Below are 21,128 nucleotides of genomic sequence, written 5' to 3' on the forward strand. Positions count from 1 at the left end.
GGAGCTGGCCGAGGCGTTCGCGGCGTTGCAGGACGGGACACCGCGACCGCACCTCACCGCCGGCGCGATCACGGTCGATCCCGACTCGGAGCGCGGACGCGGGTCGGCCACCGCCGACCCCGGCGCCGGTCCCGTGCACATCACGGTCGACGACCACCGCGGCGGACTGCGGGAGGTCGCCACCCGTGGCGGCCCCCGCGGCTCCCGGTCCGGAGGCCTGCTGGGCGGCTCGCCCGACGACGGCCTCGACCCCGTGGCCGAGCAGTGGCCGATCGGCCGCCAGGTCACCCTCATGCGGCCCCGCTTCGGCGGCGTCGACCCGTCCTCCGTCGTGCCCGCCGCCGACGTACCGGCCACTGACGCACCCGCGACGGACCTGCCTGCCGACACCGAAACCGGGAAGGGCAAGGACCCGGCCGTCGCGACCGAGGACGACGTGACGGCCACCACGAAACCTCAGCCGAACCGGTGGTTCACGTACACGCGTCCCGCCGAGTCCCGCTCGGAGCCCTTCCGTTACGAGGTCGCCGACACCGGGCACATCAGGCTCCCGGACGGGACGGAGATCCCGCCGGCCGGGTGGACGCGGTTCGGCCACGACTTCGTCCACGAGACGACGGGCGCGATCCTGCGGGGCGACAGCGGCTGGATCGGCCGCGTCGCCAACATGGACACCCTCTCGGTCGTCATGGCCGACCTGGACCACGACTCGACGCCCCACCGGATCGTGGCGGACCCCTCGGCCCTGTACCTGGTGCCGGAGGACGTCGACGGCACGGCCCTGCGCATCCCGCTCCGCGATTCCACCGCGCCGCCTCGCGCCCGCCTCGACGACCGGCCGCGCGTCGTCGTGCGCTCGGCCTTCGACGTCCGGCGCTTCACCTACGGCGGCGAGACCGTCACCGACCTCACGGTGCGGCTCGCCCTCCGACCGGGGGACGGGCAGGCCGACACCGACGCCGCGATGGCGCGCGTGCTCGAAGGCGTGGAGGAGTTCTACAACCGGCCGGGGCACAGGCTGCCCAACGGTGACCGGCTGCACGTCACCGTCGAGTCGCCCGGGCCGGACGAGGACCCCCATCTGACGGTCGATCTCGTCGGCCGGGACCAGCAGATGAACCAGCGGGCGTGGTGGGCCGACGCCGACCCGGTCGAGTTCGCACACGAGCTCGCCCACCAGCTGTTCCTGCGGGACGAGACGCGCGACGCGAGCAACCCCGACCGGCTCCACGCGCCCGGCAGTCTGCTCGGCCCGTTCGACGAGCAGGCCCCCGACGGCCTCGCGCAGAGCGGTCTGCGCCCGCGCCACCTCCAGCTGTGGGCGGCGGTGGCCGGAGACATCGAGCCGCACACCTCTCCGGAGGGGACGACCTGGGCGGACGCACGGAAGAACACGCCGGCGGAGCTCCGGGAGCCGGCCTGGGTCGACCCGGTGTCGCTCCCGGCGGCGTCCCCGCAGACAGGTCCGGACGGCGCGGTGCCGCCACCGCTGCCCCCCGGGAGGGCCCTGCCCACGCTGGCGGAGGCGTCCGACGAATCGGAATCCGAATCGGACTCCGACGACGACCAGCCGTTCTGGGCCGAACCGGCATGGCTGGACACGGTGTTCGGCCCCGAGCGCGGCACCGTTCCGCGTGCCCGACTCCGGGAGACCTCCGAGGCGCTGTACGAGCTCGTCCGCGAGGAGGCGGAGACACACCCGACGGCGCGGACGCTGCGCGACGGCCTGGAGCGCGCCACCCGGCAGGTCCTGCACATGGGGCGCGGGACCCGGCCGGGCCCCGCGGACTTCCTGCAGCTCGGCTCGCTGGCGCTCGACGCCTCCTCGGACGACCTGGCGGGCGTCGGCGACCTCGCCCTCTTCTTCGTCGACCAGCAGATCCTGACCGGGCAAGGCGCCCTGGGCGAGGGCACGCTGCTGCGCGACGACGAGGGCGACGCCACCGGCCGCGACTACACCGGACCGGGGCAACCCACTCCGGAGCTGGCGTCCTACGCCGTGCGCGGCAGGGGCAGGGTCATCCCACGGCCCGCTCCCTGGCAGAACCCGTACCTGGTCGCGGCCGACGCGGACGGCCGCGGCGTCGGGATCACCGCGCCGGGTCGGAGCTTCCGGATCAGCACCGCCGAGGAACTGGCCACGCTCATCTCGTACGACTCCCGGAGGCCCAGCGGCGCGGACATCGTCCTGGCGCTCCCCCTGGAGTACGCCGCGACCGTCGCCTCCCTCGTCGCAGGGACGACGGGCCGCCGCGTCTGGTACCCCGAAGCGCCGGTCGGCCTGGCCACGCATCCGACGGCCGGTACCCGCCACCTCATGCTCGAACTGAGCGAGGGCAACACCGGCGCGGGCTGGGTCTCGGCCGCGCCGCCCGCCGACGGCGGGCTGCCCGGAGCCCGCGACCCCGGCGGCGAGGGCGACGTCGACAGCGTGTCCGGCCTCGACGACGACGACCGGTCCAGCACCGAGGGGGACGCGGAGTTCGACCGCATCGTCGACCAGGCCGTACTCGAACGGCAGATCGAGGCGCGCCGTCCCCGGCCGCTGACGACCCGCGACTACGGAGTCATCGACAAGCGAGGCACCGGGGTCCTGTTCACCCATCCGCTCCCGCGGTCCGTGGGAGAGGTCCGGGGCGGCACCGGCCCCGATGCGCTGGTCCTCCCGCGCCAGGACCACGGGACCGTCCTCATGGCCGACCGACCGCCCCTGCACATCTCCGAGGACCGGTCGCTGGCGACGCTCGCGGCCGAGGACGGCACGACCGGCCGCGGGCAGCAGGTGTACGCCACCCGCGCGGCGATCGAGCGTTCGTCGGCGCGGCTGGCCGGGGCAGGGATCCGGCTGAAGGCCGACGAGTCGACCGGTGTCCTGCTGCCGAAGGAGGACGGTTCGTACGGCGAACCGCTGTTCCTGGTGGAGCCGGAGTTCCTGACGGCTTCCGGCGGTTCGGAGCACGCCTTCACGCGGGACTTCGCCCAGATGGTGGCCGGCGCGGAGAGCGCCCCCCTGTCCCACATCGCCTTCCGGGGCCCCACCGGCGACATCGTCTCGACGGCCCCGGTGAGCGGGCTGCACGGCCGGGAGGTCACCGGAACCCATCACCTGGCCCAGGCACTGACGGAGGTCGCCGAGGGAGCCCGCCCCGCCACCGACGTCACCCCACGCTGGGCCGCCCGCCAGGCGGGCCGGGACAAGCGCTTCGCCGGCGGCGTGGTGGGCGCCCCCACACCGGGCGAGAGTTACGGGCGTGCGCTGAGTTACGAGCCGCAGGACAACCCGCTGCGTGCCCCGCTGGCCTCGGCCGCGCGGCGCATCGGCGTCAACGAGTACGCCTGGGCGGGGGTCGGCGAGGGCTACCTGATCCAGTCCGTCAGCACCACGAACGACGGCGGGGCGCAGCTGTTCACGCACAACCACGCCGAACCCGGCGACCGAGTCGGCCCGCACGCCCCCTATCACTTCGCGCAGGTGGTACTGGCCAGCGAGGACGGCACCCACCAGATCACGCTGGAGAACGAGACCCACTCCGAAAGCGGGCTCCCGGCCGAGCTTCTCGACGACGTCATCGACGAGAACCTCGACCGCTACAGCGAGGACGAACTGGCGCGGCTGGCCGGCGACGCCGAGCGGCGGGTCGCCGAGGCGAGGCGAGGCGGTGCGGACCAGGCGGAGACCGACCGTCTGGAGGGCTTCGCGCGCGTGGCGAGGGCCCTGGCCGACCTCCGTCAGGCGGAGCGCGTTCCCTGGTACTTCGACGAGGACCGGCCCGAGCACGCGTTGGCGTTGCGCGAGGTCGCTCAGGCGCGCTCGCGTGCCAGGGACCTGATCCGGGACGCCGCGCCGGTGATGGACGGCAAGGACCTGTGGTCCTTCCGGGCGTACAGCAAGCGGCCGGGCGAGTCCGCGCACGAGGTCAACGCGGCCCTGCTGTCCGGCTCCTCGCCCGCGGTGGCCAACCCGCTGACGACGGTGGTGCTGCACGGCCACACGCCGCGTTGGCACCAGCAGGCCATTCGCTTCGAGGAGGGGGAGCACGGCTTCCCCGCCGACGCGGACGGCACGATCGACGGTCTGGCCCTCTCGCTCGCCCGCGCGGGGCTCTGGAACCGGGCCCACGGCCTGCCGGTGCCGACGATCACCCTCACCGGGCACGGCAACCGCTCGCAGTCCAGCGGCCAACAGCGGGCGGACGTCGTCGCCAGGAAGCTCGCGGCCAAGCTGGCCCAGGTCCTGGACACCTTCCAGGCCGGCCTGAGCGGCCCGCGCCTCGGCGTACGGGACTTCGGTCTCACCAAGGCGGCCAAGCGGGTGCGCAGCGCCACCGACCCGGCCCAGGGGCGCGTGGTGACGATCGAGATCGACGACCACCGCCTGGTCCCGCCGGGGGCGTCGGAACCCGTCACGCCCGCAGGGGAACCGGCCCGCTCCGAGGAGACCGCCCCCGCACGGCCCTCCCGGCCCGCGACCGCCGAGCCCTCGCCCGTCCCCGAGCGCGCCGTTTCCCGGCAGCCGGACCGCTCCGCACAGCCGGGCCCGGAGCGCAGGAACAGCGAGGCACCCCCGTGGGTCCTGGCGCGCATCCGGTACGCCGAGGAGTCCGTCGCCTTCGACAAGCGGCTGGGCGAGTACCTGGCCGAACACGAGGCGGTGACCGCCGAGTTCCGCAAGATGGCGACCGCCGCGTGGGCGAAGGCGCGCCAGCAGTATCCGCGCGCGCTCGCGACGTTCGGCGACACCAGCAAGTTCAAGGCGGGCGCCGTCGGCACATCCCGCGAGGCACTCCAGCGGGTGCTGAGGAACGGGAACCTGCGGGAGCTGGTGGCGTTCCTGTACGAAGGGATCTCCAACGACCTCGTGCCGGAGATGCTCGGCGGCGCCGAGGAGCAGCATCCGGAGATCGCCGCGGAGCGGCCGAGCCGACGGCAGCGGGAGGCCTACGCCGCGTACATGCGGCGCGCCACGGAGATCCAGGCATCGGACATGTCCCCTGCCGAGAAGGCGGCGGCGGTCAGGGAACTGCCGCACCCCGTGGAGAATCCGGCACGTCCGGACGACGCGCGTCCGCCGCTGAGCGAGGCGGAGCGCCGGATCGCGGTCGACGAGGCCGGGCTGACCTGGATGCCGGCGACGACGGTGTACGACCTCGCGATGAGTTCCGACTTCCAGGGGCGTTCCGAGGACTCCGGCGGCCTGGTGGCGACCGGCACCGCCGGGTCCACGTACCGCTTCATGCTGCACGCCGCCCGCATGCGGGACCAGTGGGGCCTCGACCTGGACCTCGGGCTGATCCGGGCCGGGATGCTGGCCATCTCGCTGACGGTGGGCCATCACACCGCCCACGAGGTGATGCGCGGAGCCCAACTGGCACTGGACGACGTGCCCGGCCACGACCCGGCCCTCGACTACACGGACAACTGGGGCCGGTACTGGAACATCTACCCGCTCGGCGAACAGGAGCTGCGGGAGAACGTCGCGCGGGACGGGCTCTTCCCCGACGAGCACGCCCAGGCGCTGCTGGACGAGCTGGAGCCGGAGCGCGCCAGGGGCACCGTGACCCGCCTGGACGCCGGCAGCACCACGCTCCCGCACCGCCCGATCCCCACGCGGCCCGTCGCCACCGAACCGAACCGCCCGGCCCCGCAGATGCCGAACGCGTCCGGCGCTCCCGCCACCGGTCAGGGCACCTCCGTCACGCCTCAGGACGTCCTGCCCGACGACGCGGAGCGGCACCGCGAAGCGGTCCTCGACGCGCTGTACGGCCTGGGCGCCCTCAACGCCGTCGACCGGGAACAGGCCGCAGAGGCGCTGGAGCGGCTGGACCGGCTGCGGTCCGCCGACCCGCAGCTGCGCGGCGGCTTCCTGGACCTGGACGCCCTGGTCCGCCAGGTGCTGCTGCTCGACCCCACCGACACGGTGAACGCGTCGGCGCGCGGCGCCCTCGTACGGCTGGTGACGGCCCCGTTCGCCGCCGGCGCCGACACACTTCCCGCCCTGTCCGCCGCCTACCTCGCGCAACGCGGCGCGTTCCACGCCGACTTCAGGATCAATGACGCCCAGGGCCGCCCGCGCGGCTGGAACTGGCTCGGACAGCCCCTGCCGGCCGACTTCGATCCCGGCACCACCGGCCGGATCTCGCGCACCCCCGACGGTGCGACCGGCCACAGCGGACCCGAGACCGCGCCCTGGCTCCCCGCACAGGGCGACCCCGACCCGTACCTCGTGATGCTCGGCGGCCGGTCCGACGCGGTCGTGGTCCGTGGGCTCGGAGGTTTCGCGCGCCCCGTGACGCCCGAGGTCTTCCACGAACTGATGGCCCTCGACCGGAACCTGGCGGGCCGGCCGGGGCCCCTGCTGCTGCATGTCGCCCGCCCCGCCGCCGCGTCCCTGGACCTGCCGCGCGGGCTCGCCGACCGGCTCGGCCGCGAGGTGTGGGCCACCACCGGCCGGTCGGGGATCGGGCGCCTTCCCGGCGTCCCGGACCGCTCGATGATGCTGCTGCTGGACGAGGAGCGGAAGGCGCCCCGGGGCCAGTGGTTCGCCAACACCCCCGCCACGGTGTCCACGCCGCCCGCCGACGGCGAGGTCAGCGCCCTGTCCATCGCCCATCACGGCAACCGGTCCACGGGCTACATCTCGATGGACCTCGCCGGCTCGGACGACGGCGGCTGGTCGCGGACCATGACGCACAGCCGGCTGGGGACGGTCACGACCTACACGAACCAGCGCACCTCCTACGACCCCAAGGGCCCCACCGCCCTCACGCCGTGGACCGCGCTCGGCCTGCCGGCACCGTACTTCCCCAACAACCACGGCCTGCCGGGCACCGTCGACTGGCACACCCCCGAGGGCGAACGGACCGACGACGGACCGCAGTTCGCCCGCAGGCTGGCCCGCCGCCGCAGCCTCGCCTCGCTCGCCCCCGAGCACCCCGTGGCGATGCTCGTCTGCTACGCGGCGGCGCCCCCCGGCATCGGCGAGACACCCGGGATGCACATCGTCGGAGCCCCGCCGTTCGTGCCCGACCCGCTCGCGGCCGTCGCGGTGGGCCAGCACACGGCCAACGAGACGGGCCGCACGGTGTTCGCCACCACCCTGATGAACGCCGCGGTCCAGCCGAAGGACGGCGCACAGGACGCCTACATCGCCCTCCAGACCGACGCGCGGGGCCGTGCCTACCCGTGGGTCATGTTCACGCCCGAACCGGCCGGGGACGCGCTGGACCGGAGGGCCCGCGACGCCGGGCTGCACCACGGCCCCGCACCCGCCCCCGAGGCCGTGCGGGAGCGGACCCTGCGGCTGGTCCGGGCGCTGCGCCAGATCTTCGGCTCCACGGTGGACGACAGCCCGGAGTACCCGGTGCTGCTGCGCGGTATCGGCGCGCTGGACCTGATGCACCAGGCCGATCCGGGCCTGAACCGCGACGGCGCGCGCGCGTTCACCCTGGACCTGTACGGGCAGCTCCTGACCCGGTACCTCGCGGGCGGGCTCCCGCAGGGGCAGGCCCCGCAGTTCACGCCGGACGGCCACCGGAGCCTGCTGGCCGAGGCGGCCCGCCGCTGGGAGACGGGGGCGCGCGGACCCCTGACCGACTGGATCGCCCTGCCGCACCTGGTCCACATGCTGACGGACCTCGCCGCCGCACCCCGCCGCGAGGAGGTCGCCCGCAGCGTCCTGGGACTCGACGCCTCGGCGCCGGTGGGTGAGACCGAGTGGTCGCGGCTGCTGTGGGCCTCGTTCAAGGTCGCCCTGACGACCGGCCAGGCCGATCAGGGCGCGTACGCCGCCGCGGTGCTGCACCTGCCCGCCCCCGACCCGGCACGCTTCGGCGAAGCGGTCCTCGTGGCACGGCAGGCGACCGCCGCGGGCCGCGACCCGTGGCAGCTGAGTGAGGTGGCCGCCTACCGCCTGGAACAGCAGGGCGCGCTGGCGTCCGACCGGCTCCTGGCGGACGAGGACGGCGACGCCTGGGGCAGGTTCCTGGACGGTACGCCCCGGCCCCAGGGCACCTTCGACCACAGCGTCGTCACCCTGCTGGGGTATGCCCCCGACGGCTCGCTCGTCCCCGTCGGCACCGAACCCGCGCCCTGGACGGCCGACCCGCACCGTCCGAGGCCCTTCGTGTACGTCGCCGACGGTGACGCCGACGGTCTGCGGATGCAGGGGCCGGTGCCCCCCGGCGAGTTCGGCGAACTGGTCTTCAGGGACGCCGAACTGCTGGACGAGGACGGGTACGCCGAGGTCATCGCGGTGGTGCCACACGGCAGGCCGTCCGGTGACCGGCCGACGGAGGGCAGCATCCCGGGCGAGGGCGCCCGGAACTCGGCCCGGAACTGGTGGGCGACCGGCGGCGCCACCACGCTCCATCACGACCCGGCGACCGGTACGTACACCGTCGCGATGCTGCCGGGCCCGGACGGGCAGCCGGCCACGGCGGGGAGCTGGGGGCGGATCACGACCTCCGAGGGCGACGGCTCAGGCCCCACGGCCACGGCGACCAACTCGGCGTCACCCCGTACGGCCGTGGTGGCCGATGTCACCACGGAACACGACGCGGCGTGGGAGGCGCACGCGCAGACACTGAGCGCGCTCGGCACGGCCGCCGCCGAAGCGGCGACGACGGAGCGGATCAGCGGCGACGAGACGGCCGTGGCGGACGCCTGGGCCGGGGTCGACGAGGCGCGCCACCGGCTGGAGGACGCCGAGGCCCGGCTGTGGACCCTGGGGGTCACTCCGGACGCGCTGGGAGCGGCGCGGAACACCATCTCCGACACGGACGACGCGGCCCCGGCCGTCCCGAGGGACGCCGCCGAACGCCGGTGGGTCGCCGACCAGGTGACCGAGGCGGACCTGTCGCAGGCACCGCCGCGGCCCGCCGAGGGCGAGACCGTCAGCCTGCAGGAGATGAACGGCGCGGGCATCACGCCCTCCGTCGGCCAGCGCACCGAGATGATGCTGCGCGGCGACGACCGGCTGCCCGCGGGTGAACTGACGCCGCTGGACCTGGTCCGGGTGCGGATGGCGCGGCCCGACGCCTGGACGGACACGATGGACGCGGTGGCCGCGACCGCGTCGCGCCGGCTGTGGGCGCAGGCTTACGCCCGCTTCGCGGACGCGGCGCCCGAGGGCACGGACGCGGCCGACGCCACCCGCGCCTGGGACGCCGCCGTCTCCCTGGTGCTGCCGGCGGAACCGCACGACGTCCTCGCCGACTCCCGGTACGCCGGGGACGGCTTCCGCGACGCGGTGCGCCGGGTCGCCGGCCACCTGCTGGACACGGGGACCGGCTCCGGGGCCGCACCGGCCTCCGCCACGGAGCTGGCCGACAACCTCCGCTCCGGCCTGGGCCTGCGGCAGCGCTGGACCGCGCCCGCCACGGAACCGAGCCCGGCTTCCGCACCCGTCACGGATCCGGGGCCGGCGGCCCAGTCGGGTGCCGACGCCGACATGACCGACTTCGACATCTCGATGCTGGACGACTTCGACCTGGGCACGGTCGACTTCGGTGACTTCGACCCGTCCGCCTGGAACGACCTCGGCGATTTCGACTTCGACTTCGGTCCTACCGGAACGGACCTCGCCGACCTGGGCCTGACGGGTCCGGACGTCGACATGACCGATCTTGAGCCGGCCAACCTGGACATGACCGCGTTCGACACGGCCGACGGTCAGTCGGTGTTCGCCGCGCCGGTGACCGCCGCATCTGCCCGGCCGCTCGCCCCCCTGCCCCGGCTGAGCCTCGTGACGTACGCCCAGGGGGAGACACGTCCCTCGGCCGACGCGCAGGAGAACGTCGAACGGCTGGCGTTCCAGGTGGCTAAGGCCGGTCTGCGCAACCAGCGTGCGCGGGTGCCGCTGCCGAAGATCGACATCGCCGGGTACGGCGCCGACGCCCGCCAGGCCGGTACCGCGCAGCAGCGGGAACAGGCCGCGCGGCGGAGGGGCGACCAGCGCGCGCGGACCGCGCACGACCTGTTCGTCGGGAAGCTCGACGACGCGCTGCGCGCCCTCCAGGGGAACCTGCCGGAAGGACGGACGCCACTGTCCGCGAGTGACTTCAAGATCACTTCGCGCGGCCGTGCGCGCCTGCCCGGCCAGAGCGGCACCGCGGCCATGTCCGAGACGGTGAGCCGCGCGGACCTGGGCCGGCAGTCCACCATCGCCCTCACCTCGCCGGGGCACGCGACGGCGGTCGAGACCCTGGACGCGCTGCGCCGCGACGACCGCACGCTGCGCGCCGGGGAGTTCGACCCGGATGCGGTCACCCGGCGCGTCCGCCGCCTCGGCCCGTCCGCGCTCGTCGACCCGGAGATGCACAGGGACCTGTACGCGACGGTCCAGCGGGCGCTCACCGCCGGGCGGGCGGGCAGCCTGGCCTCCCTCACGGCGTTCGCCCTGGAGGAGGAGGGCGTACTCGCCCCGGACCGCGCCCGGTACGTCACCAGCGGAGGTGGCCGGGTGGCGGGCCTGAACTGGGCCGGGTCCGAGGTCGTCGCAATGGAAGGCCTCTTCGTGGATGACCTCGAGGAGGACCAGGCGGGCGGACTCGCTCCGAGTGGAATAATGGATTTCGCCCCCTGGGCGTGGGACATGACCCCGTACACCGTCCTCGCGGAGGGCAGCCACGACACGGTGACGGCGCTGCTGCCCGACGGAACCACGCGGGATCTCGAGGTCGACGAGTTCATCGAACTGGTCGCGGCCGACCCGGCGTTGCAGGGCATGCCGGCCGTGGCCCCGATCGTGCTGGCCGTCCCGTTCGCGGGCGACCGGTATCTGGAACTGCCGCGCAAGCTCGCGGAGCGCACCGGCCGCACGGTGTGGGCGCACAGCGGCCTGGCGCGGCGCAACCCCGATCCGGCGGCGTCGAGCACCGTCGCCGTGGTCCAGCGGGACGGGATGCCCCACGGTTCGTGGGTCCCGGTCCGGCCCGGCCTGGCGCCCGACGCGGACGACAGCGCCCCGGACTGGCATCGCGACGTGGTGTCCCAGCCCATCGTGAGCGCGCTGACGGGACAGCAGATCGGCCGCAGTCTGCACCAGCCCGGCGAGCTCACCGAGTCCTCGCGCGAGCACAACTTCAACCGCCTCGACCAGATGACGCTGTACGTCCACTTCAACCGTGCCACCGGTACGTATTCCGCCAAGCTTCCGCTGGCCGACCCCGGACCGAAGGACAAGGCGTACCACCTGGCGGGCCACGGGCTGCCCGGCAGCCTGATGCTGCCCATGGCCGAAGGCGGGTCGAGGACGGCCGACCGGCACGAGGCGGGGGAGTGGCTGCGGCGCCGCAAGAGCCTGTCGAGCCTGCCCGCCGACCACTGGATCGACATGGTGGTCTGCTACTCCTCGGCCCCGCAGGACAGCGCCGTGCAGGACCTCTCGCAGGTCGGTGACTCGTTCCCCGTACCGTTCGCCGCCGATCCGCTCTCGGACGACGCCCTGTCCCTGGGACAGCACCTGGCGAACGTCACCAGGCGCACGGTCCGGCTGTCCCACGCCCTGCAGGGGGTCTTCACCTACCAGGACGACCCCGTGCGGGTGCTGTTCACCGACGCGAGCGGACAGCAGTGGTGGTGGGACACCAGCCGTCCGGAGCCCGACGAGGCCGAGCTGGACCGGCTGGCGGCGACGGCCGGGTTCACGGGTGAACCGTCGCCGGGGAGCCGGGCCGAACTGCTGCGCCTGGTACGGGCCCTGAAGCTGGTCCTCGGGCACGACGTGGAGGACGCGGACGACATCGCCACCCTCGTCCGTGGAGCCGGGGCGATCGCCAACATGTGGGACGTCGATCCGGACCTCGCCGGGACCGGCCCGTTCTCCCCGGACCTGCTGCGCCGGGTGGTCGCCGCCCACGCGGAGGCCGCTTCCGGTGTGGACCGTCAGGCCACCCGCCGCGTACTGGCCGCGGCCGCACAGACCTGGCAGGACGGGCCCTCCCTGCCGGTCAGCGGGTTCGTCGCCCTACCGGTGCTGCACTCCGCCGCCGGGTGGCTGCAGGACACTGTGGTGGTGGACGAGGCGGCCGTCGCCGCCCTGGGGCTCTCCGGTCCCGACGACGTGGGCGACGCCGAGCGGGCGCGGATGTTCTGGGCGCGCGTCAAGGCCGAGGAGACGCTGGCCGGCCCAGACGCCGACGCCCTCACCGCGAGGATCCGGCACCTCGACCCCGGCACCGAGGTGAACGGCACACTGCGCGAGGAGGCACTGACGGTGCTGACCCGCGGGTTCGCCGCGGGCCGGAACATGACCGACCCGGACGTGGCCGCCGCGTACGACCTGGAGGCGCGCGGCGCCTTCGGCCGGCCCACGGCGTACACGACCATGGGGCCCGCCGCGGGCATCGTCCGGGACTGGGCGGACGGGCAGGCGTACCAGCCCGAACTGGGTAAGTTCCGGACACCGGGCGGACTCACCGACGCCCCGTGGGCCGGGCAGGACGTGTACGGCAAGGACAAGCCCGTCCCGTACCTGGTCCTGGCGGACGTGGGCCTCCAGGACGACGGCCGCGTCCAGGTGAGCTTCGACGGAGCCACCTACGAGGTGACTGCCGCGGAGTTCGCCGAACTGCTCGCCGCCGACGCGGAGTTGAGTCGTAAGGGGCTGACCGTTCCCGTCCTCCTGACGCTGACCGGACTCGGCGGTCCGGCGCCCGGCGTCGCGGAGGTGATCGCCCAGCGGCTGGGCCGCGGCGTGTGGTGGAGCCCGTTCCCGGCGGACCTGTCCGGCAGGGACGACGCAGGCGTCGCGGTACCCACGCTCGTCGACTCGCTGATGACCCTGACCAGCCCGACGGTCGCCGACTGGCGGGAGGCGCGGCCCGTCGACCTGGCCGGGACCCAGGAGGGCCCGCGTCCCGTCGAGCCGCCGCTGCCCGCGGCGCCGTCGTCCGGGAAGAGCCCCACGGCGGCGACCTCCTCCACCGTGAAGGCCCGCTCCTCGGCCGGGGACCCCATGCAGGGCGTGGAGATGACCTCGGTGCCGACGCCCAGCACCCCGGTGTACGCAGCCCCGGCCGCTCCGCAGGCGGCCCGGCCGCTGCCCGTCCTGCCGACGCGCGCCCTGGTGGCGTACGGGCCCGGGGAGACGGCCCCGTCTGCGCAGGGAGCGGACACCCTGCGCCGGCTGGCGGCCCAGGTGGCCGCCGCAGGGCTGCGCAACCAGCGGGCCGGCGCGTCGCTGCCGCGCGTCACCGTCACCGGCTACGGCGCCGACGCGCGCCGGACGGACGGCTCGTCGCACGTCAACGAGCAGGCCTCGGCGGGCAGACGGCGCGCGCAGGCCGCCCGCACCCTGTTCGAGCGGCTGCTGGCCCGTGCGCTGGACGACCTCCAGAAGGACGGCCCCGCCGGCGAACCGCGTCTGACCGCCGGGGACTTCTCGGTCGGGGCGAAGAGCCTGACCCGGGTCCCCGGTGACTGGGTGGGCACGGGGGCGCTCGACGGTGTGACCCGGGCCGCACTCGGCCGGCAGGCCACGATCGGCGTCTCCCAGTCACCGGACGCCGCAGCGGTGCAGACGCTGGACACCCTGCGCCGTCGGGAGCCCGCGCTGCGCGACCGCCCGCTGGACGTGGACGCGCTCGCCCGCCGGGTACTGCACCTGGAGTCCGACGCGAGCGCCGGACCGGACCTTCGCGCGGAACTGTTCGCGCTGGTGGAACGGGCCACGGCGGCCGGTGCGGCGACGAGCCTCGCCGCGCTGGGGGCCTTCCACCTCACCCAGCTGGGCGTGCTGGCGCCGGGCCGCGCCCGCCACTTCACCGTCCAGGGCCGCCGCGTACCGGGCCTCAACTGGGAGGACGACGTCGTCGCGGAGCTGGACACCGCCCAGGGCGACGTACTGAAGGCCACCCCGTCCGGCTCGTACGACGTACTCGACACGGCGCGGGTCCCCTGGCCGCAGGGCGTGACCCCGTACGTCGTGGCCGCCGACGGAGGGCACGACCGGGTGGACGCACGGCTGCCGGACGACTCGACGGTCGAACTGGACGTCGACGAGTTCGTGGAACTGGTCGCGGCCGACGTGGCACGGGAAGGACTCACGCAGGGCACCCCGGTCGTGCTGGCGGTCCCCTTCGCCGGTGACGGCTACCTCGACCTGCCGCGCAAGCTCGCGGACCGTACCGGTCTGACGGTGTGGGCGCACAGCGGCGAGGCGATGCTCAGCACGGCCCCCGGCGCGGCGAGCACCATCGACACCGTCCGCCGCTCCGGCGTCCCGCAGGGCGACTGGATCGCGAGCGAGCCCGGGCTGGCGCCCGACCCCGACGACGAGGTACCGGACTGGTACCGCGACGTGGTCACCCGGCCCATCGTCAGCTCGCTGAGCGGGAAGCAGATCGGGCGTGCCTCGCACCACCCCGCCGAGTACGCGAAGCACTTCGAGGACGAGGGCCGCCAGCTCGACCGGATGACGACGTTCGTGCACCACTACCCGGCCACGGACGGAATGTCCCAGGAGTACGACCTGCCGCGTCCGGGCCCCGAGGACACCGCCTACCGCCTGGACATGCACGGCGAACCCGGCGTCCTCCAGCTGGCGCTGCGGGACGGCACCGTCCGGCTGGTCGACGAGCGGGAGGCCGGGCCGTGGCTCAAGCGCCGCAAGAGCCTGGCGAACCTGCCCGAGGACCACTGGGTCGACCTCGTGGTCTGCTGGAGCGGAGCGCCCAAGAACAGTGCCGTGCCGGCCCCGAACACCGCGGGCGACGCCTTCCCCGGCCCGTTCGTTCCCGACCCGCTGCGCGACGTGTCCATGGGACAGCACGTGGCGAACTCCACGGGACGCACCGTTCGCCTGGCCTACAGTTCGCAGGGGACGAAGTCGGACAACGGCCGTTACACGCGCACGTTGTTCGCCGACGCGCAGGGGCGCCACCGGGCCTGGGACCTGTTCCGTCCGGAGCCCGCAGGACCCGGACTGGACCGCCTCGCCGAGGCCGCCGGATTCGGTCCGGCCGACGGACCCGTCACGGAGGAGACGCGCGAGAGGACGCTGCGCCTGGTGCGGGCACTGCGGCTCACCTTCGGGCACGACGTGGACGACGCGCCCGACTACGACGGCCTGCTGCGCGGCGCGGCTGCGGTCGACCACATGTGGCGCGCGGACTCCGACTTCGACATCGCCGGCCCGTTCACGCTGGACCTCCTGCGCCGGGTGGTCGAGGCGCACCCCGACGCCGCGTCCGGTGTGAACCAGGACGTCACCCGACGTGTCCTGGCCGCCGCCGCAGAGCAGTGGAGGATGTGGCCCGGCGACCAGCTGGTGAGCTTCGTGGACCTCCCCGCCGTGGAGGAGGCCGCCCGGTGGATGCACGACGCAGACCCCGAGGAGGAGGCGGCCACCGCCCTGGACATCGACGAGGACGCGGTCGGAGAGCCCGAGCGGTCGCGCATCTTCTGGGCCCGGGTCAAGGCCGAGGAGACGCTGGACACCCCGGGCCCGGACCGGGACGCGTTCGTCGCGCAGGTCCTCCACCTGACACCCGGCGCACGGCCGGGCCCCGACGAACTCGGGGAAGCACTCGACCTGCTCACGCGCGCCTTCGCGGTGGGCCGCCAGGCGTCCGACCCCGACGTGGCGGCGGTGCACGACCTGGACGAGGCCAGGGTGTACGCCACGTCCGGTCTGCGCACCGTGCAGGGCGCCGCCCGCGGCCTCGGCCGCGACTTCACCGGCGGACAGCCGCAGTCGTACGTGGACCTGGCACAGTTCCGCACGTTCGCCGTGGTGGAGGACGCGCCGTGGACGCAGGGCGGGCGCACGCGGGTCCCGTTCCTGGTGCGGGTCGCCCCCGACGCGTCCGACCCGGAGCTCCTCCGGCTGACCTACGACGGCGAGTCGGCCGCCGTGCCCACCCGCGAGTTCGTGGAGCTGCTCGCGCACGACCCCATGCTGACGCGCAGGGAACTGACCACCCCCGTCGTCCTGGCGTTCACCGGACAGCCCGCCGACGCGGGCGACGTGGCCGAGCGGCTCGCCCAGCGGCTGGGCCGCACCGTGTGGTGGACCGACTTCCCGGCGGACCTGTCCGGCACCGGCGACTCCGGGCAGCCGGTGCTGACCATGCACTACGCGGCCGTCATGGGGGGTGCGCCGGGGGGCGGTGTCTGGCACGAGGCGCGCCCGGTCCAGCACGCCGCGCCCAAGGACGCGCCCCGCCCGCTGCCCGCGCCGGTGCCCCGGTCCACGGGACGGGTCGCCACGGACCCGGCCACGGACGGCGGGCCCCGGGGCTCCCTGACGCCACTCACGTCGCCGTCCGACCCCGACTGGGCCTTCGCCCCGGGGACGGACACGGCTTCGGCCCCGGCCTCACCCGTCTCCTTCTCGGACACGTCCGGGTCGCGGTCCACGGACTCGCTTCCGTCCCCGGGCTCCACCGACGTGTCCTCCGACCCGCTGCTGTCCGGCGACACGCTGATGAGCGACGCCCAGGGCGCTCCGCGCGGGCGCGACTGGACCGGCTCCGGCATCAGCGGCGTCGACGCCACGCGGATCCAGCTTCACGAACAGCGGGGCGGCGAGCTGCGCAAGGTCTCCGAGGAGGCCGCCCCTTGGGGAGAAGGGGCCTACGTGGTGGCGGCCGAGGGAGGCTACGACGAGGCGCTGTTCGCCGAGGGCCGGGAGCTGGACCCGCAGGCGGTGGCCGGCCTGCTGGCAGCCGATCCCGTACTCGCGTCGCTGCCGCTCGACGTCCCGGTCGTGCTGGCGAGCCCGTACGCGGGCGCCCAGTACGGCCAGTTGGCACGGGCCGTGGCGGAGCGGCTGGGCCGCAGGGTCTGGGCGCCCAGCGGCGACGGACGCCTCATGGAAACCGGGACCGAGGCCACGGACGCCGGGCCGGCCGTCCACGTCCTGTCGCTCGTCGACTCCGACCCCGGCGACGCGTACGGCGACTGGGTGCCCTTCGACCCGCCGTCGCACGGAACGGGTCCGGCCCCGGACCGCGAGTGGGTCACGGTGGACGGCGTCCGGTTCCGGGACAGCGACGTGGATACCCGCCCGCTGGTCGGGGCGGACCACCGCTTCGAGGGCCGGGAGTCGATGCCCGACGACGGCCGCAGGCGGCTGCGGGAGCGGCGGCTGAGGCTGTACCGGGGCATGCGGGAGCGCGCGCACGTCCTGCGCCTGGGCGACACGTTCCACACGGTCGGTGCCGAGGAGACCGCCCCGGACCCGGAGGCGTCGGTCTACACCTTCCACGCCCACGGAGTACCCGGCGGGCTGAAGCTGGTCGGCAAGGACGGCCGGGTGCTGCTGCTCGGCGCCGAGGACGGCGGACGCTACATCGGCGGGCTGCCCGAGGTGGTCGAGCGGGCGGCCGGCGACGACCTGCACGTCGCGAGCTGCTTCGGCGGAGTGGCGGGCGACCCGCTGCGCGAGCAGTCCCTCATCAGGCCCGCGCCGCTCGTCGAGGACCCGCTGGAGGAGGTCGCACTCGCGCAGCACGCCGCCAACCACAGCGGGCGCATCACCACCGCCGCCACCGGCAGGACCGGCTACAACGACACCGTGCGGCTGCTCGCGGCGACGCCCGACGGCACCCTGGCACGCATGGAGACCTTCCTGCCCGAACCGGTCGACGGGACCGCGGAGTTGGCCGAGGCGGCCGGCCTGCGCCCCCTCCCGCGTCCCACGGGCCTTCCCGCCTGGGACGACGAGGGGCCGCGCGCCCTGCGCCTGGTACGGGCGCTGAGGCAGGTCTTCGGCAACGAGGTCGAGGCCGACCGGGGTGTGCCGGGCGGCCGATACGAGCGGCTGCTGCGCGGGATCGGCGCACTGGAGACGCTGCGGGCGAACGACCCGGAGCTGAGCGCGCTCACCCCGCTGCGCATGGAGCTGTGGCAGCTCCTCGCGCCGACGCCCGACGGGTCCGTCCCGGGACCGGCCGACTTCGAGGCCGTGCTCGACCGCGCCCTGGCCACGCCGGGGGACGTGGCGCTCACCGACGCATGGGACGCGCCCGCGCTGCGGGACGCGCTGGACAGAATCGCCACCGGCGGCGACGCCGTGGTGCGGGCGGTGCTGCGGATGCCCGCCGGTCCGCTCACGCCGCGCGAGTACGCCCGCGCACTGTGGGCGATGACCGGCGCCTCACAGCTGTTGGACGCCAGGACCCCCGTGCGACGGGAGGAGTTGGGGCGTGCGGCGCTCCACCTGCCCGCCGAGGCCGGGTGGGACGAGTCCACGGAGGCCCGGCTGAGGGAGCTGACCGAACAGGCCTTCGCCGCCGGACGGGACTCCGGCCACCCGGACGAACTGGCCGTCTTCCACCTGGAGACGCTGGGCGCGTTCGCCGACGAGGGCCGGATCCGCACGCCCGGCGGGCCCCTCCAGGGCCGCAACTGGGGCCCCACGCCGACCCCCGGCGGGCTGGAGCCCGCACGCCTGTACGCCGACAGGACCGGCACCACCGGTAACACCAGCTCGCTGGAGTTCGCCCCGTGGACCCAGCAGGGCGCCGCCGCTCCGTACTTCGTGCACGCGGACACGGACGACGCCGGCGCGGTGGTCCTGCGGCTGCCGGGCGGCACCGTGCGGGTCACCCCGGGGGAGTTCTTCGCACTGCTGGAGTCCGACCCGGAGCTGCCGCTGACCGACCACCACCGCCCCCTGGCCCTGCTGGTGCCCGGTATCGGAACAGGGCAGCTGCGCGTGCAGCAGCACTTCTCCCTCACGAACGACCGGACCGTGTGGAGCTACGACGGCGCGTTCACGGTGTCGGAGGGCGGCCCGACGAGGCCGGGCGTCGTGACGGCCCTCGCCGCGGACGCGGGGCGGCCCGGTGTCTGGCATCGGACCGTGCCGCGCATGCCGTCCGCCGAACCGTCCGTCGCTCCGGGCACGGAGGACACCGCGCGGACCGCCGAGTGGAACGCGACCACCGCGCCCGCCGCCGGCACGGCCCCGACGGGGCAGCAGGCCCTGCCCTATTCCGCGGACGGGCAGTTCGACGGTCGGTACGAGGAGACGCTGGAGGCGTTCCCCGTGGCCGCCGCCACCGACCGGCACACCGTGTGGGGCTACGGCCAGGACGATGCGGACTTCCACGTGTTCGTGGCCGAGATCCCGTCGCTCGGACTGCGCGGCGAGTACAACTCCGAGGGCCCGTCCGCCGGTGGTGTCACGGACATGGCCGGGCGGGTGTACCGCGACGGCCCGGCCTGGGACTGGTACCTGCCCGGCCGTGGACTCGTCGCCTCCTCCCGCCTGTTGACGGACAAGGGCGCAGAGCCCGTACCCGTCGGCTGGCCCGCCACCGGACCGGTGAGCCCGACCCCGCCCGTCGACCCGGCCGTCGTCGCGGCCGACCCGGCCGCGCTGGCAGGCAGCACGCTCCCCGACGCGCTGTGGCGTGACCACGACGGCCCGCTGTTCCGCTTCAGTCCTGACGGGCCCGAGCAGGTCTTCCGCGAGGGGCTCAAGCCGTACGGGCCCGAGATGGTGCACCTCATCGACCACGTCTACGGCGGCAGCGCCCTGGTTCCGAACACCGTCTTCGCGAGCGCGACCGCGAACCGTGACTACGTGCGCGACAGCGCCCGCGCCAACCCGATGGGTGCGGACGCGCTGCACCGCCGTTACCGCTGGCGCTACGACATGGAGGTCCCCGGCGGCATCGACGTGAACGCCACTCTGGGGCTGGCCTCGCCCTTCCCCGACCAGGAGGAGGTTCTCTTCCCCGGGGGCATCGACCGCCGGTACATCCGTGGCGTGCAACCGATGGCGTACGGCATGCCGGTCGGGCCGTACGTCCCCAACCCGTACTTCGCGCCGCACACCGGAAGCGGCGGAGCGTCCGTCGTGGACGCGGACTTCGCCGGCCCGGCGCTCGAATCGTTCCCGGCCCTGTCCCCGGATCCAGATTCGGATTCAGATTCGGATTACGATCCGCGACCGCTGTTGTCGAGGGACGACGACTCGGACGACGACCCGGCCCCGCTGCCGCAGAGGCGGGAACCCTCCACGGACCGCGAGGGCACCCCGGTGCCCGGGAACTCCCGACGGGGCACCGGACCGGCTGACTCCTCGGAGCCCGACGAGCAGGCCGGGCAACTCGACGCGCCCCCCTGGGCCCTGGCGCGCGTCCGTTACGCGCAGGAGGCCCTGTACTTCGAGCAGAGGCTCGCCGCGTACCTGAGCGCCAACCAGCAGATCAACGACGAGTTCGGCAAGGTCGCGCGGGCGTTCTGGGCGATCGCCCTGAACAACCGCACGGACTACCGGATGTTCGGCAGCAGGAACGGCCTGAACGCAGGAGCCGTCGGCACCTCGTACGAGGAGCTCGCGCGGGTCGTGGAGTCCGGCAACCTGCGTGAGCGGGTGACGTTCCTGTTCAACGGCGTGGCGAAGGACCTCGTCCCGTACCTGATGGGGGGTGTCGAGCCGCAGCATCCGGTGATCGGGGTGGAGCGACGTGACCGGCACCGGACCGAGCAGCTCAAACGGTACGAGCGCGAGCGTGCCGAACTCCTCGCGGCGGGCCTGGACCCCGAGGACGAGGAGGAGGAGATGGCGGAGCTGGAGGCGCTACTGCAGACACCGCTGCTGCCCCACGAGGTCTGGCCCGCGCTGAGCCCGGCCGAACGGCGCCTGGCGGTCCGGGACGGGGTCCTGCTCTGGTCGCCCGCCGGGATGACGCACACCCTGCCGATGGCCGCGGACTTCCAGGCGCGTTCCGAGGACTCCGGTGGCCTGGTGCTGACCGGCACCTCGGGCAGCGCCTACCGGATCATCACGCACGTGGCCCGGCTCACCCGGCTCGCGGGCGTGCCCGTGGACCTCGGCCTCATCAGGTCCGGGCTGGTGAGCATCATGGTCGGGGTGCGCCACCACAGCTTCCACGAGGTGATGACCGGAGCCCAGCACGCCCTGGACGAAGCCGACCGCTCGGCGGCCTCGGTCTACGTGAACAACTGGGGCCGGTACTGGGACGTCCACCCGCTGACCGAGGAGGACCTGCGGGCCTTCGTCGCGCGCGAAGGGCTGTTCCCGGACGAGCACGCCCGGGCGCTGCTCGCCAGGCTGGAGGCCGCGAAGGCCACCGGAGCGGGGGCGGGGAACGACGGCGGCACACGTGGGTGATGAGATGTCCTCGTGTCTTCCTCCGCGAGCCGGGCAT

The 21,128-nt window shown here is 74.4% G+C and carries 1 protein-coding gene (cut by a window edge); it reads left to right on the top strand.

From position 1 onward, the window contains the following. On the top strand, positions 1 to 21,091 hold the 3' portion of the coding sequence (locus tag ACFYQ5_RS11600; RefSeq protein WP_389196489.1) for a lonely Cys domain-containing protein. 17,636 nt of this gene lie to the left of the window's left edge; the window shows 21,091 of its 38,727 coding nt (coding positions 17,637-38,727); the start codon falls outside the window, past its left edge; it ends in the stop codon at positions 21,089 to 21,091. Positions 21,092 to 21,128 lie beyond the last annotated feature (37 nt).

Source organism: Streptomyces sp. NPDC005794 (assembly GCF_042871445.1).
Lineage (GTDB): Bacteria > Actinomycetota > Actinomycetes > Streptomycetales > Streptomycetaceae > Streptomyces.